Source organism: Williamsia sp., from assembly GCF_036566845.1.
Taxonomy (GTDB): Bacteria; Actinomycetota; Actinomycetes; order Mycobacteriales; family Mycobacteriaceae; genus Williamsia.
Genome location: NZ_DATCVM010000016.1, coordinates 1 through 22,840, shown reverse-complemented (window position 1 = coordinate 22,840; position 22,840 = coordinate 1). Strand labels below are relative to the sequence as shown.

The following is a 22,840-nucleotide window of genomic DNA, read 5'->3' as shown; positions in this document are numbered from 1 at the left end:
GGCGAGCCCCATCGACGCCGCGCCGTGGATCATGCCGTTGAACGGCATCTCGTTGCTGACGCCGAGCGCACCGTGCACCTGCATGGCGCGCCACGCGATGTCGTGCAGCACGGTCGGCATGACGACCTTCACCGCGGCGATGTCCTTGCGAACCTTCTTGTAGTCGTTGTACTTGTCGATCTCCCACGCGGTGTGGAGCACCATCAGCCGGAACTGCTTGAGCTGCGCATAGGAGTCGGCGATGTATTCCTGCACCGCCTGTTTGTCGGCGAGTCGGCTGCCCGCGGTCTCGCGGCTCAGCGCTCGTTCGCACATCATGTCGATCGCCTTCTGCGCCAACCCGATCGTGCGCATCGCGTGGTGGATGCGGCCGCCGCCGAGTCGCGTCTGCGCGATGACGAACGCCTGACCCTCACCACCCAACAGTGCGGAGTCCGGGACGCGGACGTTGTCGTAGTGGATCAGCGCGTGGCTGCCTTCGCCTTCCCGCTCGCCGTACAGTCCGACGTTGCGCACGATGTTCACCCCGGGGGTGTCGGTCGGCAGCAGGAACATCGACATGCCTTGATACGGGCTGACGTCGGGGTTGGTCACCACCATCACGATGAGGAACGACGCGGTGTTGGCGTTGGAGGAGAAGTACTTCCAGCCGTTGATGACCCAGTCGTCTCCGTCGCGGACGGCAGCGGTGGTGAACTGGGTGGGGTCGGAGCCGCCCTGCGGTTCGGTCATCGAGTAGCTGGAGAACAGTTCGCCCTCGAGCAGCGGACGCAGATAGCGTTGCTTCTGCTCCGGCGTGCCGTAGTGCGCGATGATCTCGGCATTGCCCGTGTCGGGGGCCTGGCACCCGAAGATTATCGGCGCCCACTGCGAGCGGCCGAGGATCTCGTTGAGCAGCGCCAGCTTGAGTTGGCCGTAGCCCTGACCGCCGAGGTCGGGCCCGAGATGCGTGGCCCACAGCCCCTTTTGGCGGACCTGCTCCTTGAGCGGATCGACGACCTTGCGCCTGGTCTCGTCCAGCGGGGTGAACTGCAGATGCGGCCAGATGAGGTCGAGAGGTTCGACCTCATCGCGCACGAAAGCATCGGCCCAGTCCAGAAGTTCCTGGTAGTCGGGGTCTGTTTCGAAGTCCCACATACGGCCTCCTTGCCGGTCAGGGTTTCCTGTGTCGGTATCCGTCGATGAGCGTGGTGATGCCGGAGGTCACGACCTCGGCGAACGGACGTGTCCCGAACGCGCCCGCCGCCCAGTGCCGGGCGCCCTCACTGACCATCGTCTGAGCCAGATACGCCAAGTGTGTGATGTCTTCATCGTTCATGTCGGCGGGCAGCTTGCCGTCGGCCGTGGCCCTCGTGAACAATTCGCCGAACATGTCGGCGTCGACGTCGGGGGGACCGCCTTCGGCCAGGATGCGGTGCTCGTGCCGGTAACCCTCGAGGATCGTCTCGATGACGAGTTCCTTCGGGTTGCGCGCCATCGAGCGTTCGAACGCCGTGAGCGCGGCGGCGATGACGGCCTCGATCTCGTAGGGCCCCTGCAGCAGCTTGTGGATGGCCCGGTGCGCCGATTGGGTGGACATGACCCCGACCTCGAACAGCACGTCCTCCTTGCGGGGGAAGTAGAAGTAGAACAGTGCCTTGGAGACGCCGGCCGCCGCGCAGATGTCCGCGATCGTGGTGGTGGCGTACCCCTTGGTGCGCCACAGGGCCATCGCCGCCTGCACGAGGTCACGTTTGGTCTCATGAGACCGCGCCCGCTGGAAGGAGGCTCGACGCTGACCACGGTCAGCTTGAGCGCTACCCGAAACCCCAGCCATTTGTGCACCATACCGCGTCACGACGGAGCTGACTAGCGTCTAACTACGAGCAGCTTGGTCGATGTCACGGCAGACTGGACGGATGACCACGGCACTTCGGGCCGCCGCACTGGCGTTCGGGTTCCTGGCGCTGATCGCCGGAGGACTACAACTCTGGGCGTACATCGCCACCGACGGCCCGCGCCACCTGATCCTCGGGGTGTTCGCCGTCGGGGTCGGCGTATGCGTGATCGGCGCCGTCGGCGTGGAGGTTCTCAAGGGGCGGTCTGACTGAGACCTGTCTTCGGCGCACTGCCGTCCCATCGCACCCGCAGGGAAGCCAATTGCCGTTCGTGGGTCAGGACCCGCGGATATGGTGCCAGTACTGACTGAGCAAAGGGGCTCGCGTGACTGATCACCTCCATCACGTCGTCATGCGGAGTCATTCCGCAGCGTCGTTCATCGCGTTCCTGACGGACGTCGTCGGCATGTCGATCCAGCACGAAATGCGGGTGCCCGGGCCGGTTCTCGAAGCGACCCTGGGCTGGCCACCATCGGATGGCGCCGACGTGACGATTCTCGGCACCGGAGAGGCGGGTCTGATCGAGGTTCTCGACGTGCCGGAGCACCTGCGTGGCATTGCGCCGGAGGGACTGGCCGCGCTGTCCTTTCTGACCGACGACTTCGCCGGCAGCCAGGAGGCCGCCAAGTCGCATGCCAACGACGTGACCGTGTTCGACGCCGGCGTGCCCGGCGTCGATCTGTTCTTCTGCACGATGGGCGGGGTGCCGATCGAGTTCATGGGTGCCTACGGCGTGGGATCCGATTCCGCGGTGTGACTACCGCGTGGACACCAGCGACGCCAGGAACTCCGTGGTGCGTCGCCGGGATTCCTGTCGCGCCGCGGGCTCACCGCCGAGGGGGACGACGCGTGCGGCCAGATCGGTGACCCCGGCGTCACGGTAGCGGCGCAACCTGTCGGCCACGGTGGATTCGCTACCGGCCGCCATCGTGTCGCCCACGTCCTGCGCGTCGCCGTGTTCGAGCAGTCGAACATAGTTGGGGGAGAAGTGGGCATGTCCGAGCACTTCGCTGGCGATCTTACGGGCCTGGTCGATCTCGTGATCGGAACACACCGCGACGGGAACTCCGGCCACGATGCGGGGCGCGGGCCGCCCGGCAGCGTCGGCCGCGGCGGTGATGCGCGGAGCGACGTGATCATTGATCGCCCGCTCATCGGCCATCCACAGAACCGTGCCATCGGCGCGTTCACCGGCGATCCGGAGCATCGTCGGTCCCAGCGCGGCGAGCAGTACCGGCATCGGGCATGGATCGGCGACATCGATCGGACTGTGCACCCGATAGCTGTCGTTTTCGACATCGACGGAGCCGGGACCGCCGAACGCGCTCAGCAGGACGTCGAGGTGGTCGCGGACCAGCCGGGCGGGACGGTCGTAGGGAATCCCCAACTGGCCCTCGATGATCCAGTCGTGGGAGGGGCCGAGTCCGAGGGTGAATCGGCCACCGCAGGCCACCTGCGTGGTCACCGCCTGCTGTGCCAGGGTCATGGGATGGCGGGTCTGGATCGGGACGACCGCGGTTCCGAGTTCGATGGTCGAGGTCGCCTGGCCGAGCAGTGCGACGGCCGTCATCGCGTCGAGGTAGCCGGGCACCTGCGGGAACCAGAACGACGCGAAACCCTGACTCTCCGCGGCTTTTCCGTCATCGAGCAGCCTGGTCAACCGGTCGGCGCGCGGGCGCTCCCTGTCCGATCCGACCATCAAGCCGATCCGCATCACGCCCTCCATTCATGGCACATAGCGGTCCCATTCGTACGGCAGGACGGGATGAAACGGCGCTGCGAAGAGCGGTTCGACGCCGTCGTCGCTCCAGCGCTTGTTCAGAACGGGTCGCAATCGCTCGGCGGTGACGACCGGGTCGTCATCCAGGAAGCAGTACGAGATGGTCTGTCCTGCTTGTGCACTCGCCAGGCGCGCCTCGACGGGCAGTGACGTCGCCGTCCACACCCCGGCGACGCCGTCGACGCAGAGCAGATCCGCCGGCGCCGATGCGGCCGATTCCAGTAGCAGGTACACCCCGCGGGTCGGCCACCACGGCAGGACGCCGGCGCCGACCTTGACTCGTGGTGCCGCGGCTTTCTCACCCACGGCGTAGACGCCGCGCTCGACCGGTGGCAGCAGCGCCAGCTTGCGGCCGGCATCGCCGAGTGCCTTGGACAGCGAAAGGAAGGGCTCCATTCCGCCCGGATCGGTGAAGAAGTAGGTCATCACGTGGTCGATTTCGTCGTAGCGGCCGCGACTGCATGCGCGCACAGATCGACACGCGGGAGTCGAGACCAGCCGCAGTGACGCGCGGACCGCGGACAGCCGGTGCTGCTCGGGGCGGTGGTCGAGGGTATGCCAGCGCAGGTAGTCTGCGTCGGCGCCGTCGGGGTGTCGCCTCGCCATGGACACAAACAGGGTGGTGACGTCCCCGTGGCCTTCGGCCAGGGCTCCGGGCACCTCGTCGGACGGCGTGCCGGGTAACTGCATCGTGATTCCTTCAGTCCGTCGTCGTTCGGAGAAGTTCCGGGTGCCGTGCCTCGATCATCCGCCGAAAGCCCTCGCGCCAAGGGACTTTCGTCGAACCCAGCACCTCGTGCATGTAGGTGACATCGGGCCACAGTGGGGTGTGCGCATCGGGTGTGTAGTCGAACGTCGGCTCGATGCCCACCAGCTCACCCATGTACGCGCAGTACTCCTCGACGCTGACCGTCTCGCTTCCTGCCCAGTTGACCACGATCGGCGGGGTGTCGGCCACCTCCATGGCGCGGATGCCCAGCTCGACGTAATCGTCCTGGTAGATCGGGTTGTAGTTGTTCGGCTTGTCGGGGTACAGCCGAATCGGGTTTCCCGCGAGCATCATCTCCAACCGGTCTGCGGGTGCGCCGCCCTCGGGCCCGTAGGTCGAGCAGATCCGGATGATCGTCAACGGGATGCCGTACTGCTTGGCGACCCACGTGCAGAGGGCCTCCGCCGCGATCTTCGAGAAGCTGTAGTTGGCGCGCAGGGGCACGCCCGGAGGATCGGATTCCCGCAGGGGGCGCTGGCCCTGGTAGCCATAGACCGACCCGGTGGAACAGAGGACGAACCCTTTGGCGGTGCGGCAGTGGTACAACAGGTCACCGGACCTCTGCGCGTTGGTGTCGACGCACCGGGCCCACTCACCGCCGCCGGTATCGACTGCGGCGTGGAAGACGTAGGTGAAGTCGTCCGGCAGTGCGGAGAAGTCGCCGGTGCTCATATCGAGTGCGACAGGGGTGATGCCGGCGTCGGCCAACCTGTCTCGGTCCGTGGGGTTCTTGAGGCGCGCCGCACCCCACACCTCATTGTTCTTCGCGAGCGCGCGGGCTAGGGGAAACGCGATCTTGCCGGTCGCGCCGGTGATGAGGATCTTCTCTGCGTCGAGCATCCCTTCAGTCATAGCGCACCGAACCACATATGTTAAGTACTTGATAAGCTCAGTTGCGTGCAGCTGACGTTCGACGCCGATGTCGAGACGTTCCGGGCGGAGTTCGCCCGTTTTCTCGACGAACGCTTGCCCGCCGAGGCCGTGGCGGCGGGCGAAGGATCCCGTTCGACGTCGCACGTGCCGGAGTGGGCGCGGCGCTGGCAGCAGGTGCAGTTCGACCACGGGTGGTTGCTGCCGGGAAACCCTCCGGAGTTCGGCGGGCGCAACGCCGGCATCCTGCAGCAATTCGTCCACCGCGAGGAACTCTCACGGCGCCGCATCTATCACGCATTCAACCCGCAGGGCGTCGGCATCATCGCCGCCTCGCTGCTGTCATTCGGCACCGACGAGCAGAAGCAGCGCTGGGCGGTACCGATCCTTCGCGCGGAGATGACCGCCTCGCTCGGCATGAGCGAACCGGGGGCGGGCTCCGACCTGGCCGGTCTGAGCACCCGCGCGACCGTCGACGACGACGGCTTCGTGGTCAACGGCCAGAAGGTGTGGACATCGGGAGCCCATGACGCTGACGTCATCCTCGCCTTTGTGCGAACCGACCCGAATGCTCCCAAGCACAAAGGAATCAGCGCGCTGCTCGTCCCGACCGACAGCCTCGGAGTGGAGTGCCGCCCCTTCGCCTCGGTGTACGACCGCGAGGGCCTCGATTTCAACGAGGTGTTCTTCACCGACGTGCGCGTGCCTGCGGAGAACCTGGTCGGACCGCTGCACGAAGGCTGGCGGGTGGCCAACGGTTCCCTTGGGCACGAACGCACGCTGATGTGGATGTCGTTCGCCAACCGGTTGGAACAACTGCTCGAAGACTTCCGGCCCGTCGGAGCGGTGAACCGCGACCGCTACGCGACCATCGCGATGGACTACCAGGCGCTACGGTTGCTCGGTTCGGCGGCGCTCGGGCAGGCCGCACGCGGCGAGCGCGACATCCCCGCCGTGTCGGCGCTCAAGGTGCTCGGCTCGGAGGCTGAGCAGAACGCCATGAGGCACGTGCTCGACGCAGCGGGTGTTGAAGGGCTCACCGATCCGGCGCTGTCCGCCGCGTACAACCCCTACGCGCCAGACCTTTTCACCGCCAGTTGGTTCGCGCGTTACATCAGCACCTACGCGGGTACCATCGCCGGCGGCACGTCGGAGATTCAGCGCAACATCATCGCTCAGCGTGTGCTGGGTCTGCCCGCGCGCTGACGCCGAACGGGCGGTCAAGCGGGACCCGGTGCGGGGATCGCCCTGTCTCGTGCAGTCCGCCGTGGGAGAATTTCGGCTATGACTTTGGTTCTCGTGCACGGTAATCCGGAGACTGATGCGGTCTGGGGCTCCCTCGTCGATATCCTTGGCCGCACGGACGTGGTGCGGCTGTCGCCACCCGGGTTCGGTTCCCCGTTGCCGAGCGGCTTCTCGGCAACCTTTCTCGCTTACCGTGATTGGCTCGTCGACGAATTGCAGCGCATCGACGGACCAATCGACCTCGTCGGACACGACTGGGGCGGCGGCCATGTGGTGAACGTGGTGATGTATCGACCCGACCTGGTCCGCAGTTGGGCTAGTGACGTCGTCGGCTTGTTCGACCGGGATTACGTGTGGCACGACATGGCCCAGGGATTCCAGACTCCCGAGACCGGCGAGCAGTTGGTCGCGATGATGCAGGACGGGTCGGTGGAGGATAGGGTGCAACAGCTGCTGGCATTCGGAATCCCCGCCGATGTTGCGAGTTCCTTTGCCGCAGCGCAGGGCCCAGAGATGGGACGGGCGATCCTGGCGCTGTACCGTTCTGCTCGCCAACCGGCTCTCGCCGAAGCGGGAAAGGCGCTGGAGGAGGCCGCCGCCCGACCGGGATTGTCGCTGCTGGCCACCGAGGATCCGTTCGTCGGCACCGAGGAGATGCGGCGACGTGCGGCCTGCCGGGCCGGCGCGAGCACCGAGGTGCTCGACGGGCTCGGACATTGGTGGATGGTGGAGAACCCGGGTCTCGGGGCCACTGCGCTCACCCGGTTCTGGGAATCGCTCGACCGCTGAGGTTGGTGCGCCGGCCCTTCAGGCCCGCGCGGGTTTGGGCGCGGCGAGTTCGGCGAGCGCGGACATGAACAGCTCGTCCATTTGCGGGCTCAAATCGCCCAAAGTCGGGGCGCTGGCGAAGCTGGCTGAACCGAAGACCCGTTCGAGTACATCGGTTCCCGTGGAAGCGCCGATGGAAAGGCACAGGCAGGCAACGCCTTCGGTGCGCAGTTCTTCGAGTGCCTTACTGGCGTCGGCCTCTGCGTACCGGCCTTCGTAACCGTCGTCGTAGGGGAAGCCGTCGGATAGGACGAGCAACAGCCGATTCGGCGTGCCCACGTCATTCTTGAGAACTTCACCCGCGCCGCGGATCCCGGCGCCGAGGCGCGTGTAGCTTGCTGGTTCGAGCTGGTTGAGCCTGGCCCGTCCGACGGCGCCGAAACTCTGATCGAACGTCTTGATGGCCGGCAGGTGCACCGCGTGACGGCCCTGCGATCGGAAGGCGTAGACGGCAACCCGGTCGCCCAGCTCTTCGAGCGTGACGGCCAAGGTGGCGGCTGCCCGCCGCTGGTGGTCGTGCACCGCCAGGCCGTCGGAGTCGGCGTCGACCGCGGACCCTGACGCGTCGATCAGAATGAGCACACCGAGATTGCGGGCGAGTTTGCGACGCTCCAGATAGACGTGCTCGGACGTGGAGAAGCCGGATTGCAGATCGACGAACAGATCGATGAGCGCCTCGATGTCGAGGTCGTCGCCGTCGGCGCGGGCGCGCAGAACCTTCGGCCCCAGCCCGACGCGAGCCAGGCGGCGCCGCAGCACGTCGTCGTGAGCGACGCCGGCATCGGAGACGTCGGCGGCGACGGTCAACGGAAAGTCGACGACGCGGCACCAGTCAGGCTTGTACCGGTCGTTGAAGACGTCCCACTCCGGGTACAGCGCGCCGCCGACACCCAGTGCGGCACCGGGTTTGCCGTCGTCGGTGAATTGGATCCGGGTGGGCAGGGGTCGGGCGTCGGGGCCGATCTCGCGGACCCGCCGGGTGGAGCGGACGGTCATCTCCGCGCCCGCGGCGCCTTCTCCGGGCGAACGTTTACCGCCGAACATCTTGCGCATGTAGTCCGACATCGACTGGTTGTTGAAGATCGGGCTTTCGAACAACTTGAGGATCTTGCTGTCACCGGACTTGCCGCCGTCTTCGTCGTCGTCCTCGTCGCCCTCTTCCGATTCCGGCATGTCGATCGGATCGAACGTCAACTTCAGGTCTTTGTTGGTGGCCTTCCCGCCGGGTCCGACGGGCGCCGCCATCAACTGGGAAGGCTTGATGGCGCCGAACCACCCCGGCGGATCGGCGACTACAGCCCGGCTCTTGGCCACTTCGAGTGACTCGTCGGCGGTGGACGTGCTGGGTTGCCCGCCGTCGGTGAGCGTGGCGTCGAGTGGAATCTGGACGGCGAGCTCTGCCAAGACGCGACGACCTTCCAGTGCCAGGTAGCGGCGGGCCATCGTGGCCCGCGCCCGCATGCCCTTGACCAATCGCGGGTCGAGACTCCCTGCGCCGAGAAGTGCTGCCTGAAGAAGCATTTCGCGGCGCTGCTCCGCCACCGAGCCGCCGGCCGAGACGAAGATGAACTGCCCGTTGGTGTGTGCGGGCTGCCCGGCCGGTGCCTCGGTGACATCGACAGACCTGCCGGCGATGTAGGTGGCGAGGAACCGGAAACGGTCGGGGTTCTCCGAGGCGGGCGATGGGGGTACCTCCCTCGCCGAGGGGAGCGGGACGACCGGGGGCGGCACAGTGTCGGTCACTTGTCGGGCAGGACCGTGTTGACGAGTTCATCGAGGGCGCGGATGACATCGGCGTCGTCGGACAGCACCTGGACGACGGCGGCATGAACAGCGCTGCGCAGGTTCAGCCCTTCCGCGGCGAGGCCGCCGGCGAGGATCAACATGCGGGTGGACGACACTTCGCGCAACGGTGAGCCGTCGAGATTCCGAATGGCGTACGCCAGTTTGACCAGCGAACGTGCGGTCTCGATGTCGACCCCCGCCTCGTAGGCAACCACCTCGGTCTCGACCTCGGGGGAGGGATAGCCGAGCTCGATGGCGATGAAGCGCTGACGCGTCGACTCCTTGAGATTCTTCAGCACGCTCTGGTAGCCGGGGTTGTACGAGATCACCAGCTGAAAGCCGGGCGCTGCCTGCAGCGTGGTTCCGAGCCGGTCCACGGGCAGCTCACGGCGGTGATCAGCGAGGGGGTGGATGACCACGGTGGTGTCCTGGCGCGCCTCCACCACCTCGTCCAGATAGAAGATGGCACCCTCGCGCACCGCGCGGGTCAACGGCCCGTCCACCCAGACCGTCTCCCCGCCCTTCAACAGGAACCGGCCGACCAGATCCGCCGACGTCATGTCCTCGTGTCCTGCGACGGTGATCAGATCCCGGCCCAGCTGATGGGCCATCGCCTCGACGAATCGGGTTTTCCCGCAACCGGTTGGGCCTTTCAACAGCACCGGCAGCCCTCGGCGCGCCGCCGCACGGAAGACGTCCACCTCGTCGCCCACCGCACGGTAGAACGGTGCGTTCGAAACGGGGGCGACCACCGCGGCAGTACTGTTCAGCATTTACTCTCCTCGCTCGAGCGGAACGTTCACGGGCAGCTCGACGCCGTCGGGCAGGACGAGCTCACCGTCGTGGTTGATGTAGCCGGAATTCGTCAGGGGCATCGGTAGCGCAGGGTCGGGGCATGGCCGATCGGTGTCCTCACCGCAGATGCCCATCAGGAAGTACGAGCGCTTGAGGATGTCCTCCGGCCACGGATCCTGGTGCATCGCGAAGAACTGTGCCGGGATGTTGTAGAACACGAAGAAGAACATGCTGCAGGCGGCGAAGATCGCCAGAAACCGCGTGAGTTGCTGCTTGACCATGCCGCCTCGCACCTGGTCGAGGCCACGCTCGACGAATGTCCGGCCCCGGTCGTCGGTGAAATAGCGCATGCAGCAGAGGCCGGCCTGCACGCCGCCCCACATGAGGCCTTCATAGAGTGGCCACTGATAGTAGGTGCCGGCATTGACCGACAACGCCTGGATGGCGCCAGGATAGGTGAACAGCCCCATCGGCATCAGGAACAGGCCCTCGATGACGAAGTCGAAGATGAACGTCCAGGCGATCACGACGCCGATCAGCCCGAAGGTGTTGATGTTGGGAAAACGCCTCTTGGCCAAGCGCATCACCGCGCAGCCCAGCATCGTGCACAGCAGGACGAAGAAGTAACCCGGCGCGTTCATCAGGACCGGTTCGGCCATCATGGCGCCCGGCTCCCCGTACGACACCCACCCCGGAACGTCTTGGACCCACGAGCCCATGTTCCACATCCAGGTGTTGTACGTGCTCCATGTGCTGAAGTAGTTCAGCAGCGGATCCTGGAACCACAGCAGGCCGCATGACACGAAGAGCATGCCGTCCAACGTGATTCGCCGTTCCCGGCGCCACGGCCGGATGAGGAACCACCAGACGGCGACGGGCAGGCCCACCACGATCACGGCTGTCCAGGTGAACAGGATCGCCTTCATGAACGTCGGTGGGTCGGTGGGGCCTGCCGGCACCCGCTCGAAGTGGGGGCCGGTGACCCATTTGCCCCAGACGTACAGCTGGAAGGCCAGGATCACACCGCCGACAACGGCCCACACGCGCACCGGCGTGATTTTCTTCTGAGGCTGCGTACCGAGTGTTGCGTCGCTGAGCGACTCAGTGACGACCGGCTTCTTCCTGCTTGACAGATCGCTCATGACACCGTCTTCCCTGCACTTTTCGATCGCATGACCTCAGAGCTCCCCTTCAGAAGTGGCCGATGCGTCGAAAATATACCAGTCAGTATCTAGATGACCAAGGGTTCGAAAAGAATCTGTGGCAACATTGGCGCATGGTCGAGCCGATGACGCGCGAGCGACGCCTCGAGCGCACGCGCTCGCTGCTTCTGGACGCTGCCGAGCAGGTGTTCGCCGAAAGAGGCTTCATCCCAGCCACTCTCGACGACATCGCCAAGGCGGCCGGCTACTCCAAAGGAGCGATCTACAAGTACTTCGCCACCAAGGAGGACCTGTTTCTGGCCGCCAGCGACCGGTACTGGCGGCGATACTTCGACAATTTCGCCGAGATCATGTCGTCATCGGACCACATCGGAGCACGCGAGCTGGAGAACATCGGCGAGCGGTGGCGCCAGCTGAGTCGCGACCGCGGCGCCGAGCACGCGGCACTAGGGCTCGAGTTCAACCTCTATCTGCTGCGCAACCCGGACGCGATGGAACGGGTGGCTGCCAAGCGAACCGAGGTTGTCGACCAGCTCGCCGCCTACATCGTCGAGGGCATCGACAGCCTCGGCGCGACCCTGTTGATCCCAGCGGCGACGTTCGCCCACATCATCATCGCCACCACGGACGCCGTCGAGCTCAGCAGCCACCTGGACGACATCGACCTCTACCAGCCGATCGTCGAGATGTACGTCTCAGCCGTCAAGATGCCCTGACCCGTCACCTGCCCGCTTCGATCGGAACGATCGGTGGCACCTCGACGCCCTCGTGGAGTACCAGTTCGCCGTCGTGGTTGACGTAGCCGGAGTGCTTTGTCGGAAGCGGCAGTTCAGGATTCGGGCACGGTCGGTCGGTGCCCTCGCCGCAGATGCCCGGGTTGAAGTACGAGCGCTTCTGCACGTCTTCCGGCCACGGGTCGCCGTGCATGCCGAGCCAGGTCGCGGGGACGTTGTAGAAGAGGAAGAAGCAGGCGCTGACACCGCCGAAGATCGCCAGGAAACGGACGAACTGTTGCTTGAAGACTCCGCCTCGGATGTTGTCCAGGCCGCGTTCGACGACGGTGCGTCCCCGGTCATCGGTGAAGAAACGCAGGCAACACAGCGCCGCCTGGACACCGCCCCACATCAAGCCCTCGTAGATCGGCCACTGGTAGTACGTGCCTGCGTTGAACGACAACGACTGGATGGCGCCGGGGTAGGAGTAGAAGCCGATCGGCAGGAGGATGAGCCCCTCCATGATGAAGTCGAAGACGAAGGCGATCGCATAGGTGACCAAGATCAGTCTCAGATTGCTGATACCAGGCCAACGGTTCTTGATTTTCCGCATGACCCAACACCCGACGATGGTGAGCAGCAGCACGCCGTACATGTAGCCGGGGATGTTGGTCAGCAGCGGTTCGGGAACCGTATGGCCCGGTTCCTCGTGTGCGACCCAGCCCGGAATGTGCGGCGCCCAGGAGCCCTGGTTGTACAGCCAGGCGTTGTACGTGCACCAGGTGCTGTAGTAGTTCAGCATCGGATCCTGGAACATCATCAGGCCCATGGAGACCAGCAGCATGCCGTCGAGCGTGATGCGCTTCTCCCGCACCCACGGCCGGATGATGAAGAACCACAAGGCGAATGGCAGGCCGATCCAGAGCACGACCGCGTTGGCGATCAACGGGATCTTCATGTACAGCGGTGGCTCGCTCGGGCCACCCGCCACCGACTCGAAGTACGGTCCGCTGACCCACCGGACGAACACATAGAGCGTGTACGCCAGGAACAAGGCGCCGATCGTCGCCCAGATTTTGATGGCAACCGGCTTGGGCGCCACCTGAGAACCAAGATCGGCCGTTGCGCCGAGCGACTCGGTGACCGCAGGCTTCTTATTCGACAGCTCGCTCAACATGCCCTCCTGGACCGCCGCGTCCGTTCGCGGCTCGCGGTAAAGATACCAGCGAGTATCTGAATGTCCAGAGGGTTTCCCAGATTCTGTGGCACACTTTCACCCATGGTGGAGCGCTGGACGAGGCAACGACGCCTCGAACACACGCGCTCGCTCTTGTTGGACGCCGCCGAAGATGTATTCGCCGAAAAAGGTTTCGCTCCAGCAACTCTCGACGACATCGCACACGCCGCGGGCTACACCAAAGGCGCTATCTACAAGCACTTCGCCACGAAGGAAGATCTTTTCCTCGCCGTGAGCGACCGGTACTGGCGGCGCTACTTCGAGAACTTCGCCGAAGTGATGTCTTCGGCCGGGCGGGTCGGTTCACGTGAACTCGACGAGATCGCGGCGCGCTGGCGGCAGCTGAGCCGTGACCGCGGCGCTGAGCACGCCGCGTTGGGTCATGAGTTCGCGCTCTATCTGCTCCGTAACCCGGAGGCGCGCGAGCGCGTGGCCGACAAGCGGTCCGAGGTCGTCGAGGCGTTGGCCACCTTCATTGTCGAGGGCATCGACCGGCTCGGCGGAGCTCTGCTGATCGCGCCGCTGACTCTGGCTCAGGTCTTGGTCGCGACCAGTGATTCTGTGGTGCTCGGCAGTGAGCTCGACGATGTCGACCTCTACCGGCCGGTCATCGAGATGTACATGTCCGCGATCAAACTGCCCTGACGCAGGCATTCATATACAAGCTTGTATGTGAAATACAAGTGCGTATAGTAGTGATCGCCATCACCAATGGATCGCCGGCGCCTTCGGGATCCGATCCAGTCACCTCGTCGTGCATGGAGCCGTCGCGACGTGCGGATCGACACAGCACAGGCGGCACGTCGACAAACGATGAGGAGCGCTTCCGTCATGACCACGACACAGCCGGTGCGGCCGGGTGAATGGTTCGACACCGGCATGGGTTTGGACGACATCGATGCCGGCCAATTCCGCATGGACATCACGACAGACCGCTACACGGACCCCGAGTACGTCCGGCGCGAACGCGACAGCATCTGGCTGCGGGTGTGGCAGGTCGCCGGCCGAGAGTCGGAGCTGCCTGAGGTCGGTGACTGGAAGGAGTACCAGCTGCTGGATCAGTCCTTCATCCTGATCCGCGGCAAGGACCGACAGATCCGCGGCTTCGTGAACGCGTGCCGGCACCGCGGCAACACCCTGTGTCACGGCAAAGGCAACTCCAAGCGGGGGATCCTCTGCCAGTATCACCTGTGGTCCTACGACCTGGAGGGCAAGCTCAAAGGAGTTCTGCGACAAGAAGAGAACGATCTCACCGCGCTGGACAAGCAGGGCCTCGGGCTGCTGCCCATCTCGGCCGAGTGCTTTGCAGGTTTCATCTTCCTCAACCCGAACCCGGACGCGGAGCCGCTCGCCGAGTATCTCGGAGAAGTGATGGACCTGTTGAGTCCGTATCACCTCGATGAGATGGACATCGTGCTCGACGTTCGGGAGGCGCTAGATTGCAACTGGAAAGTGGTGATGGACGCCTTCGAAGAGGGCTACCACATCTCGGGTATTCATCCCGAGCTGTTGCAGGTCGTCATGGTCGACCCGAGCACGACCCGATATCGCTTCTTCGACAAGCACAGCGTCTCGTGCGCACCGTTCGAGGTCGCCGGAATCAAGTACGGGCTCGAGGAACAGCTCGAAGGGATCATGAAGCTGCCTGAGACGTTCCCGTCGGTGACGGCGTCGCTTCCACGCTTTCAGGAATTGATCGGCGGATACCGCGACGAAACCGGCGAGCTGAAACTTCCGGACGGCACCACGCCGCGTACGGTGTTACAGACCGCGACCCGCGAGACGTTGACCGGCATGGGTTTCGACGTCAGCGGGCTGACCGACGCGCAGATGAGCGACAACCACGGCTGGGTGCTGTTCCCCAATTTCTTCATGACGGTGCGCGCAGGCGAAGCGACCGTGATCCTGGCGCAGCCACACGAAAGCGGCGATCCGCACAAGTGCTACTGGCACATCATCAGCGTGATGTGGCTGCCCGACGAGTACAAGGATGCGCTGAGGACCGACCACATCGAGGTCGAGGAGCCGGGCAGCTTCAAGTACTTCCTGGCGCTGCAGCAGGATTACGAGCAGATGCCGCGGCAGCAGCGCGGACTGCGCAACAACCGCCTCGATCACATGTCGTTGGTCAAGGAGGAGGTCGTGATCGCGCACTATCACTCCGTGGTCGACCGGTACCTTTCGGGCGCAACGACATCGGAGGATCGTCAATGAGTGACATCGACAGGGTGATCGACCAGTACTCGGGGCTACGGCGAACGGTGCTGGAATACGGGCAGACCGTGGAGAGACTCGTCAAGGCTGCCAAGGAACCAGGGTTCGGTGTCGACGGTTGGGCGGCACTGGGTGAACTGGTGGCGGTCGAGGAATTCGTGCGGGTCGGAAACTTCAAGGAAGTCATGAACTGGCAGGAGTACACGTCGTTCTTGACCAATTGGGCGGGATCGGCGGAGTGGGACTGTTCGTTCAAGCGCATCACCCAAGCGGGGGAGGTGGTGTTCCTCGAGCTCGAAGAGCGCAGCAGGATGGGTACCTTCGAGAGTGTCGTCAACTCGATGAGCGTCTACGCGTTCACCGCGGACGACCTGATTCGGCGCATCGATGTCTACCTCCAGATGGAGCTCCCAAGCCCCGAACTGCTTCAGGGGTACGACGGCGTGGAGATCTCACGGTGAGGGAAAGACGTTCGAGTGCAACCGCTGTCGGCTGACGAATGGGGCGACGACGAGTACACCGCGTTCGGCACCCTGCTCGGCCTTCCGGGCGACAAGGTTCCTCGTGCCGGCTCCGGTCACGCCTACGACCCGATGAACTTCTCGGTGATCGGTCTGCTCGCACGGCATCCTGAACTCGCACGCGCATTCCTGACCTTCAACGGCTATCTCCTCAAGCGCGGTGAACTTCCCGCTCGGCTGCGTGAGCTTGTCATCCTGACGATGGCCCTCGAGCACCGGTCTGCCTTCGAATGGGGGCAGCACGTCAAGATGGCGCTTGCCGCCGGGGTCACCGAAGCCGAGATCTCCCGAATACCCTCGGGCAGCGCCGGTTTCGATGGGCAAGACCAACTCGTGTTGCTGGCAGCAGAGGAACTGAGCGGGAACGGACGAGTCGCCGAGCAGACCTGGAGCCGGCTGGTCACCGAACTCGGGACTCATCAGGCGATCGAGGTGATCTTTGTCGTCGGCGCGTACGTGACGACCGGGATGGCGTTCGGTACCTGGGGATTGCAGGCCCAGCCAGGCAGCCCGGAACTACCTGATAGCGGACTCGGACATGTTGGTCAGGGCTGACGCGCGGAGGCGACGTCGGCGAGGCTCAGTCCGCGCGTCGACGTGCCCGTCTGGGCGTGGCGGGCTTGGGCGAGACGTTGGCCATCACCATCTGCAGGAACGGTCCGAACAGGTCGTCACCGTCGATGTGCCCGAAGATGGTGATGCCTTCATTGCTGGCGATGAGCAGGCGCGCAAGGGTTTCGGCTGGCATCTGGAGTTCGCCGCCCAAGCGGTCGATGTGGATGGTGATGTAATTCGCGAGCGAACTGACCGCCTCCTTACGCTGGGCGGTCAGGCGCTCGCGAGCGTCGGGATTGCGCAGCAGGAACAGCGAGAACTCGTAACCCAGCGCGGCGCTGTCCGGCCCCGCGATGGTGAGGTCACGCCACTTCTCGGCGAGCCGTTCGATGTCGAGGGTGTCCAGACCCTCGAACGATTCGATCACTTCGGCGAAGCTGTCCAGGAAGCGGTTGATGTGGCGTTCGATGACGGCGAGGAAGAGCTCTTCCTTGGTGCCGAAGTGAGAGTAGATGGCCCCACGCGTGTAGCCGGCGACCTCGGCGATGTCATCGAGCGCGGCACCTCCGAAGCCCTGCTTTGCGAAGACTTCCTGCGCTGCGTCAAGCAGCAGGCTGCGGGTGTGCTCCATGCGCCGTTGCCGCGTCCATCGTTCTGCCACGGCTCGATCCTTCCAGGTCGTGTTCCGGATGGCTCAGCTACCTCATCTAGTCTATATACGTCCTTGTATAAAAGATACGGACTTGTATATGGTGGTGACGCGGCGCCTCCGCGTACCGCCTCTCTCGTTGCGTCCGCTCTGTATCGCCGAAATTGCCAGCATCTCAATGGATCAGAAGGAGACCTCCCGCAATGAAGCTGGAAGATCGCATCGCAAAGCACCGCCGGATGGCCGAGAGCTACCGGGACAAGTACGTATTGCAAAAGGTGCAGCAGGGCGAGACCTACGACGAGTGGGTCTTCACCGATGACGCCGTCTACACCTCGCCGTACTTCGTGGCCGACCAGGAGCTCGTCCTCAAGGATGTCGCGACCCACTGGGACACCGCTGCCACGGTGGAAGCCAAGGCATACGGCATCACCTTTCCCGACTGGAAGCCCGTCGACTACAAGTGCTGGCCGGCCGAGAACGGCTTCGTCATGCGCTATCGCTGGGAGGGAACCAATGTCAACGACGGAAAGGTCATGGGTTTCTACTCCATCAGCTTCGTCGACACCAACGACGACGCCGAGATCGTGCACTGGTCGACCTATGTGAACGACGAAGAATACGGCCCGTTCTTGGAGGCGGCTATCGGCGCGCGGGGTCCGTTCCACGGCGACGGGTACATGCAGGCTCTCGCAAAGCATTTCGAGAAGCATGGCCTGAGTTTCTAGGGGTGACTGTGACAATCGCCGCAGCAGGCCAGTTGGATTACGACCCCTGGGACGCCGCGCTCAATGCTGATCCGTATCCCATGTTCAAGCGTTTCCGCGATGAAGCCCCGCTGTACTACAACGAGGTTCATGACTTCTACGCAGTGAGCCGGTTCGATGACGTCAGCCGCGTCCTGGTAGACCACCAGTCGTTCAGCTCGGCCCGCGGCGCGGTTCTCGAGATCATCAAGTCGGGTATCGAGATCCCACCGGGCTTGCTGGTCTTCGAGGACCCCCCGATCCACGACTTCCACCGAGGTCTGCTGTCGCGGGCCTTCACGCCACGCAAGATCAGCGGCCTTGAACCGAAGATCCGCGAGTTCACCGCGCGGTGTTTGGACCCGTTGGTAGGTGGTGACCGGTTCGACTTCGTCGAGCAGCTCGGGGCGGTGATGCCGCTGCGGGTGGTCGGCATGTTGTTCGGAATTCCCGAGGATTACCAGCGTCTTGTCCAGGAAGACGGCGACAAATTCGTGCGTACCGAGCGCGGTGGCCAGATGACGGACAACCCGGACGGAGCGATCACGGACGGTCAAGTGTTCGCCGACTTCATCGACTGGCGCACCGATCATCCGGCCGACGACTTGACGACCGAGTTACTCCATGCGGAGTTCGAGGACGAGACGGGCAGCACCAGAAAACTGCGACGAGAAGAACTGCTGATGTTCATGAACCTCGTTGCGGTGGCAGGCGCGGAGACCACAACCCGACTGATTGGTTGGGCGGGCAAACTGCTGTCCGAACATCCTGCACAACGCGCGCAGTTGGTCGCCGATCGCACTCTGCTGCCGGGCGCGATCGAAGAGATGTTGAGATTCGAGCCGCCTGCTCTCCAGGCCGCGCGATACGTCACGCGCAATGCCGAGTTCTACGGCACGACGGTGCCCGAGGGGAGCAGCATTCTCGCGTTGATCGGTGCGGCCAACCGCGACGAACGACGCTTCGGAGAGGACGCGGACACCTTCGATATCACCCGCTCACCCCGTCAGCATTTGTCATTCGGAATAGGTGCCCACTATTGCCTCGGCAACGCGTTGGCACGCATTGAGGGGCGAATTGCGTTGGACGAGATCATGAACCGATTCCCGGACTGGGAGGTGGATCTCGACAGTGCGATGTTTTCCTCGTCCTCCACAGTCCGCGGCTGGGACAGCATGCCTGCACGGGTATGACAACGAAGGGACCTTGAGATGACTGGACGGGTAGAGGGAAAGGTCGCTTTCGTCACGGGCGCAGCCCGCGGACAGGGCCGCAGCCACGTGTTGAAACTCGCTGAAGAGGGCGCGGACATCATCGCCATCGACATCTGCAAGAACGTCGATCACTGTCAGCTCGAGTTGGCGTCGCCCGGTGACCTGCTGGAGACCAAGGAGAAGGTCGAGGCGCTCGGTCGGCGCATCATCGCCGAAGAAGCCGATGTCCGTGACTTCGACGCCATGAAATCTGTCGTGGACCGCGGGGTCGCCGAGTTCGGCAGGCTGGACATCATTTTGGCCAATGCCGGCATCGGTAACGGCGGCCAGACCATCGAGACTCTGGAAGAGCCCGTGTGGCAGGCCATGATGGACATCAACCTCACCGGAGTGTGGAAGACGGTGAAGGCCGGGATCCCGCACATGATCGCCGGAGGGCGTGGCGGATCGATCGTGTTAACCAGCTCGGTGGCAGGTTTGAAGGCGTATCCGCAGATGGGCCAATATGTTTCGGCCAAGCATGGGGTGGTCGGCCTCATGCGCTCGTGTGCGGTGGAGCTGGGGCAACACATGATCCGGGTGAACAGCGTGCATCCCACCCACGTCAACACGCCGCTCGTGATGAACCAGCAGACCTTCGATCTTTTCCGGCCCGATCTGGAGAGCCCGGGTCCCGACGACATCGCTCCCATCTGCCAGATGTTTCACACCATGCCGCGACCGTGGGTCGAGGCCGAGGACATCACCAATGCCGTGATGTTCTTCGCCTCTGACGACTCGCGTTTCGTCACCGGCGTCGCGATGCCTATCGACCTGGGTAGCTGCCTGAAGTAGGCCGGCGTTGCCGCACCATCATCGTTCGACGAATCCTCGGTCAGCGGGCGAAGTCGCCCCGGCTCTCCGGGTCAGGTAGTCGATCTGCAGGTGGATCGAATAGAGCACCAGGGCCGGCAGGATGATGAACGGTACGTTCTCGGCGATGAACTTGAACCAGAGCCCGAAGGCGCCCTGGCCGATATCGCTGAAGCCGGACCGGACTTCGGACAGGAAGTACACGCCGGTGCTGCTCGTGAGCATCGCGACGCCGGCGAACGCCAGCCACAGGTTCTTGATTCGGGACTCAGTGGGAAGGTCCGGGCGGATCAGCCTGGTCCAGACCACGAACACCGTCACGCCGACGGCGACCCCCACCAACTCCAGGCCGAAGATCCAATTGTTGCCACTGGTGTAGCGGGTGTCGGCCAGACCGTACTGCCACCACAACCACTTCCAGCCGGGGTCGTCGGTCGGGGTCCACAGGTTCATCGGATGGCCGATCAGGAAGATCAACTCGTAACCGATTTGGCTGCCCGCCGTGTAGGGCAGGTAGAACAGCGTGAGTTCGGCGGCCTTGTCGACGCGAGTTCGGTTCTCGCCGGGCGCATTCCAGAGCAGGACGAACGGCAGCAGGATCACCGGGACGCCGAACAGCAGGTTCGCGACGACGTCGACGGTGAACGTCGGGGGCAGGATTCCCACACCAACGCCGACCACCACGAGGACGAACGCGGCTCCGGTGAACGCCGCGGCACCCAGGTACACCCGCCGACGGTGCGGCGCCCACGGTCGGGCGAAGTTCGGATCTGTTCCAGTGGCGGTCTGCGCAGATGTCTGCTCCGACATGACGGTTACGCTCCTTTGCTTCGCGCCGCAACGGAAGTTGGATTGTGGCCTGCGGCCACGGAAATCGATTTGGTGTCGGTGTAGCCGTCGATGCCCTCGCGGCCGAGCTCTCTCCCGTAGCCGCTGGCCTTCACCCCGCCGAACGGGGCGAACGGGTCCATCGTGTAGCCCTGGTTTACGCCGAACGTGCCGGTGCGGATCGCGGCGGCGACGGCCAGTCCGCGGTCGGTGTCTGCGGTGAACACCGATCCGGCCAGTCCGTAGTCCGAGTCGTTGGCGATGGCCACCGCCTCGTCCTGGTCGTCGTAGGCGATGACGGTCAGCACCGGGCCGAAGATCTCCTCGCGGGCGATGGTCATCGAGTTGTCCGCCTGGTCGAACAGTGTCGGCTTGACGTACCACCCGCGGTCGCACCCGTCGGGCATGCCGCTGCCGCCGGTCACGACTCGAGCACCGTCGTGGACGCCCTGCTCGAGGTAGCCGGCGACGCGTTGCTGTTGCCGCTGCGCGACAAGGGGCCCGACCTGCGTGTCGCTGTCGGTCGGATCCCCGACGACGAGCGAACTCACCTCGGCGGCCAGCGCGTCGGTGAATTCGGCTGCGCGGGTTCGCGGCACGAGGATGCGCGTCAGAGCGTTGCAGATCTGCCCGCTGTTGCTGAGGCTGGCCGAGCGTACGCCGGTCGCGACGGTGGTCGGATCCGCATCGTCGAGCACGATCGCGGCGGACTTACCGCCGAGTTCGAGGCTGACCCGGCGCAGGTCGCCGGCGCAGGCCGCGGCCACCGCTCGGCCCGCGGCCGTCGAACCGGTGAACGATACCTTGTCCACGCCCGGGTGCCTGACCAGGTATTCGCCGACGGCACCGTCGCCGGGCAGTACGCTCACGACGCCGGGCGGCAGCCCCGACTCGGCGATGAGCTCGGCGAGCAGCAGCGCATTGAGCGGGGACTCGGGTGCCGGTTTGAGGATCACGGCGCACCCGGCGAGCAGGGCGGGGACGAGCTTCGTGACGATCAGGAACTGCGGCATGTTCCACGGGACGATGGCCGCGACGACGCCGACCGGCTGGCGCAGGATCGTGATGTCGGAGCCGTAGAGCCCGGGGCGCGCCTCCTGCCACGGATACGACTGCGCCACATCGCAGAACGCGTTCATCATCGTCCACGGCAGCGCCACCTGTGCCCGCTGCGCGAAGCTGGTCGGCGCGCCGATCTCCGAGGTGATCAGTGCCGCCATGTCGGCCCGCCGCCCACCGTAGATCTCGGCGAGTCCGCGCACCGCGTCGATGCGTTCGGCCGGGGCTGTCCTGGGCCACGGGCCGTCGTCGAACGCGGTGCGTGCGGACTGCACCGCCAGGTCCACGTCGGCCGGGGCGGCGGCGGCCACCTGCGCGACGCGCGTCTCGCTGTGGGGCGAGACGATCTCGATGCGCTGGTCGGTGCTGGGCTTGCGCCATGCACCGCCGATGAACAGCTCGTCGTAACGCACGCCGCCTGTCTCCATCCTGACATTGACGCTTTAATATCAACTACTTGCGATTGCTTCGGGAAGCATATACCGTCGATGGTGCCGTCTCCTCCGAAATGGCGAAAAGGCAGCTGCGCGTGCTTGTTTGCCTGAGAGACTTGTCCCGGCGCTTCGCGAGCGGGCGGCCCCGGCAGTGATTGCAGTCAACAGGAGACGACGATGGCCCGATTTCCGAAACCGCCAGAAGGCAGCTGGACTCAGCACTACCCGCAGCTGGGGACGGGGCCCGTGTCCTACGAGGACTCGATCGACCCCGAGTTCTATGAAGTCGAACGCAAGGCGGTCTTCAAGCGAGCATGGCTCAATGTCGGCCGCGTCGAACAGGTCCCACGCAAGGGCAGTTACTTCACCAAGGAACTCAAGGTCGCCAACACCTCGATCATCGTGGTGCGGACCGGGTCCGGTGAGGTGAAGGCCTACCACAACATCTGCAGGCACCGCGGCAACAAATTGGTGTGGAACGACATGCCGCTGGAGGAGACCAGCGGCGTCTGCCGGCAGTTCACCTGCAAGTACCACGCATGGCGCTACGACCTGGACGGCAACCTGACGTTCGTGCAGCAGGAGGGCGAGTTCTTCGACCTCGACAAGAGCCGCTACGGCCTGGTCCCGGTGCACTGCGACGTCTGGGAAGGCTTCATCTTCGTCAACTTCGCCCCCGAACCGGAGCAGACGCTGCGGGACTTCC

At 64.5% G+C, this 22,840-nt stretch carries 25 protein-coding genes; 13 read left to right on the top strand and 12 right to left on the bottom strand.

From position 1 onward, the window contains the following. Together VIQ49_RS00725 and VIQ49_RS00720 are read right to left on the bottom strand one after the other, a co-directional pair. A partial coding sequence (locus tag VIQ49_RS00725; RefSeq protein WP_331879895.1) for an acyl-CoA dehydrogenase family protein occupies nucleotides 1-1,137 on the bottom strand: 1,137 nt, incomplete at its 3' end. Between the two features lie 16 nt (nucleotides 1,138-1,153). Further along, nucleotides 1,154-1,816 (bottom strand): TetR/AcrR family transcriptional regulator, encoded by a 663-nt coding sequence (locus VIQ49_RS00720; protein WP_331879894.1) that lies wholly within the window; start codon nucleotides 1,814-1,816, stop codon nucleotides 1,154-1,156. Nucleotides 1,817-1,898: 82 nt separating this feature from the next. On the opposite strand from VIQ49_RS00720, the gene VIQ49_RS00715 reads away from it, so the two are divergent. After that, nucleotides 1,899-2,090, top strand: coding sequence for a hypothetical protein (locus VIQ49_RS00715; RefSeq protein WP_331879893.1), 192 nt, complete (start codon nucleotides 1,899-1,901; stop codon nucleotides 2,088-2,090). Between the two features lie 112 nt (nucleotides 2,091-2,202). Beyond that, nucleotides 2,203-2,634, top strand: coding sequence for a hypothetical protein (locus VIQ49_RS00710; protein ID WP_331879891.1), 432 nt, complete (start codon nucleotides 2,203-2,205; stop codon nucleotides 2,632-2,634). Here VIQ49_RS00710 and VIQ49_RS00705 read toward each other — a convergent pair whose 3' ends face one another. The 3 genes from VIQ49_RS00705 to VIQ49_RS00695 are packed head-to-tail and all read right to left on the bottom strand — an operon-like array spanning nucleotide 2,635 to nucleotide 5,266. Continuing rightward, complete coding sequence (locus VIQ49_RS00705) at nucleotides 2,635-3,591, bottom strand: LLM class F420-dependent oxidoreductase (protein ID WP_331879890.1); 957 nt, start codon at nucleotides 3,589-3,591, stop codon at nucleotides 2,635-2,637. Nucleotides 3,592-3,603: 12 nt separating this feature from the next. Continuing rightward, entirely contained in the window at nucleotides 3,604-4,347 is a 744-nt protein-coding gene (locus VIQ49_RS00700) for a hypothetical protein (protein WP_331879889.1), read from the bottom strand. A 10-nt stretch (nucleotides 4,348-4,357) separates the two neighbouring features. Continuing rightward, nucleotides 4,358-5,266 (bottom strand): NAD(P)-dependent oxidoreductase, encoded by a 909-nt coding sequence (locus VIQ49_RS00695; protein WP_331879899.1) that lies wholly within the window; start codon nucleotides 5,264-5,266, stop codon nucleotides 4,358-4,360. A gap of 57 nt (nucleotides 5,267-5,323) precedes the next feature. Between VIQ49_RS00695 and VIQ49_RS00690 the strand changes: the two genes are divergently transcribed. Continuing rightward, the gene (locus tag VIQ49_RS00690; RefSeq protein WP_331879888.1) at nucleotides 5,324-6,502 is read left to right on the top strand and encodes an acyl-CoA dehydrogenase family protein; all 1,179 of its coding nucleotides are present in this window, start codon (nucleotides 5,324-5,326) and stop codon (nucleotides 6,500-6,502) included. 78 nt (nucleotides 6,503-6,580) lie between these two features. Next, nucleotides 6,581-7,330: an alpha/beta hydrolase gene (locus VIQ49_RS00685; protein WP_331879887.1), complete on the top strand. Its 750-nt coding sequence runs from the start codon at nucleotides 6,581-6,583 to the stop codon at nucleotides 7,328-7,330. An 18-nt stretch (nucleotides 7,331-7,348) separates the two neighbouring features. On the opposite strand, the gene VIQ49_RS00680 is transcribed toward VIQ49_RS00685, so the two are convergent. The 3 genes from VIQ49_RS00680 to VIQ49_RS00670 form a co-directional block, all read right to left on the bottom strand. After that, entirely contained in the window at nucleotides 7,349-9,004 is a 1,656-nt protein-coding gene (locus tag VIQ49_RS00680) for a nitric oxide reductase activation protein NorD (protein ID WP_331879898.1), read from the bottom strand. A gap of 104 nt (nucleotides 9,005-9,108) precedes the next feature. Next, nucleotides 9,109-9,927: an AAA family ATPase gene (locus VIQ49_RS00675; protein ID WP_331879886.1), complete on the bottom strand. Its 819-nt coding sequence runs from the start codon at nucleotides 9,925-9,927 to the stop codon at nucleotides 9,109-9,111. Then, the gene (locus VIQ49_RS00670) at nucleotides 9,928-11,091 is read right to left on the bottom strand and encodes a spirocyclase AveC family protein (protein WP_331879885.1); all 1,164 of its coding nucleotides are present in this window, start codon (nucleotides 11,089-11,091) and stop codon (nucleotides 9,928-9,930) included. It lies immediately after the preceding gene. 134 nt (nucleotides 11,092-11,225) lie between these two features. Between VIQ49_RS00670 and VIQ49_RS00665 the strand changes: the two genes are divergently transcribed. After that, complete coding sequence (locus VIQ49_RS00665; RefSeq protein ID WP_331879884.1) at nucleotides 11,226-11,828, top strand: helix-turn-helix domain-containing protein; 603 nt, start codon at nucleotides 11,226-11,228, stop codon at nucleotides 11,826-11,828. Between the two features lie 4 nt (nucleotides 11,829-11,832). Here the strand turns inward: VIQ49_RS00665 and VIQ49_RS00660 are convergent, their stop codons facing one another. Continuing rightward, a complete protein-coding gene (locus VIQ49_RS00660; RefSeq protein ID WP_331879897.1) occupies nucleotides 11,833-12,999 on the bottom strand; it encodes a spirocyclase AveC family protein in 1,167 nt (388 codons plus the stop codon). A gap of 105 nt (nucleotides 13,000-13,104) precedes the next feature. Here VIQ49_RS00660 and VIQ49_RS00655 point away from each other — a divergent pair, with 105 nt between their 5' ends. The 4 genes from VIQ49_RS00655 to VIQ49_RS00640 all read left to right on the top strand — a co-directional run bounded on the left by VIQ49_RS00655 (nucleotide 13,105) and on the right by VIQ49_RS00640 (nucleotide 16,352). After that, on the top strand, nucleotides 13,105-13,707 hold the full coding sequence (locus tag VIQ49_RS00655; RefSeq protein WP_331879883.1) for a TetR/AcrR family transcriptional regulator: 603 nt from the start codon (nucleotides 13,105-13,107) through the stop codon (nucleotides 13,705-13,707). A 186-nt stretch (nucleotides 13,708-13,893) separates the two neighbouring features. Beyond that, nucleotides 13,894-15,276 carry an aromatic ring-hydroxylating dioxygenase subunit alpha gene (locus tag VIQ49_RS00650; protein ID WP_331879882.1) on the top strand — a complete coding sequence of 461 codons (1,383 nt, stop codon included), beginning with the start codon at nucleotides 13,894-13,896 and terminating at the stop codon, nucleotides 15,274-15,276. Beyond that, the gene (locus VIQ49_RS00645; protein ID WP_331879881.1) at nucleotides 15,273-15,737 is read left to right on the top strand and encodes a hypothetical protein; all 465 of its coding nucleotides are present in this window, start codon (nucleotides 15,273-15,275) and stop codon (nucleotides 15,735-15,737) included. The genes VIQ49_RS00650 and VIQ49_RS00645 overlap by 4 nt, the downstream gene beginning before the upstream one ends. A 15-nt stretch (nucleotides 15,738-15,752) precedes the next feature. Continuing rightward, complete coding sequence (locus VIQ49_RS00640; protein WP_331879880.1) at nucleotides 15,753-16,352, top strand: carboxymuconolactone decarboxylase family protein; 600 nt, start codon at nucleotides 15,753-15,755, stop codon at nucleotides 16,350-16,352. 25 nt (nucleotides 16,353-16,377) lie between these two features. Here the strand turns inward: VIQ49_RS00640 and VIQ49_RS00635 are convergent, their stop codons facing one another. Next, the gene (locus VIQ49_RS00635; RefSeq protein ID WP_331879879.1) at nucleotides 16,378-17,013 is read right to left on the bottom strand and encodes a TetR/AcrR family transcriptional regulator; all 636 of its coding nucleotides are present in this window, start codon (nucleotides 17,011-17,013) and stop codon (nucleotides 16,378-16,380) included. Between the two features lie 191 nt (nucleotides 17,014-17,204). On the opposite strand from VIQ49_RS00635, the gene VIQ49_RS00630 reads away from it, so the two are divergent. From VIQ49_RS00630 to VIQ49_RS00620, 3 genes are read left to right on the top strand one after another with little or no spacing between them, the layout of a single operon-like run. Then, nucleotides 17,205-17,729: a hypothetical protein gene (locus VIQ49_RS00630; RefSeq protein WP_331879878.1), complete on the top strand. Its 525-nt coding sequence runs from the start codon at nucleotides 17,205-17,207 to the stop codon at nucleotides 17,727-17,729. Nucleotides 17,730-17,737: 8 nt separating this feature from the next. Then, a complete protein-coding gene (locus tag VIQ49_RS00625) occupies nucleotides 17,738-18,940 on the top strand; it encodes a cytochrome P450 (protein ID WP_331879896.1) in 1,203 nt (400 codons plus the stop codon). A gap of 18 nt (nucleotides 18,941-18,958) precedes the next feature. Beyond that, nucleotides 18,959-19,795, top strand: coding sequence for a mycofactocin-coupled SDR family oxidoreductase (locus VIQ49_RS00620; protein ID WP_331879877.1), 837 nt, complete (start codon nucleotides 18,959-18,961; stop codon nucleotides 19,793-19,795). A gap of 18 nt (nucleotides 19,796-19,813) precedes the next feature. On the opposite strand, the gene VIQ49_RS00615 is transcribed toward VIQ49_RS00620, so the two are convergent. Then, nucleotides 19,814-20,623, bottom strand: a complete 810-nt coding sequence (locus tag VIQ49_RS00615; RefSeq protein ID WP_331879876.1) for an emopamil-binding protein — start codon at nucleotides 20,621-20,623, stop codon at nucleotides 19,814-19,816. Between the two features lie 5 nt (nucleotides 20,624-20,628). Beyond that, nucleotides 20,629-22,113: an aldehyde dehydrogenase gene (locus VIQ49_RS00610; protein WP_331879874.1), complete on the bottom strand. Its 1,485-nt coding sequence runs from the start codon at nucleotides 22,111-22,113 to the stop codon at nucleotides 20,629-20,631. A 198-nt stretch (nucleotides 22,114-22,311) separates the two neighbouring features. Here VIQ49_RS00610 and VIQ49_RS00605 point away from each other — a divergent pair. Then, a partial coding sequence (locus VIQ49_RS00605) for a Rieske (2Fe-2S) protein (protein WP_331879873.1) occupies nucleotides 22,312-22,840 on the top strand: 529 nt, incomplete at its 3' end.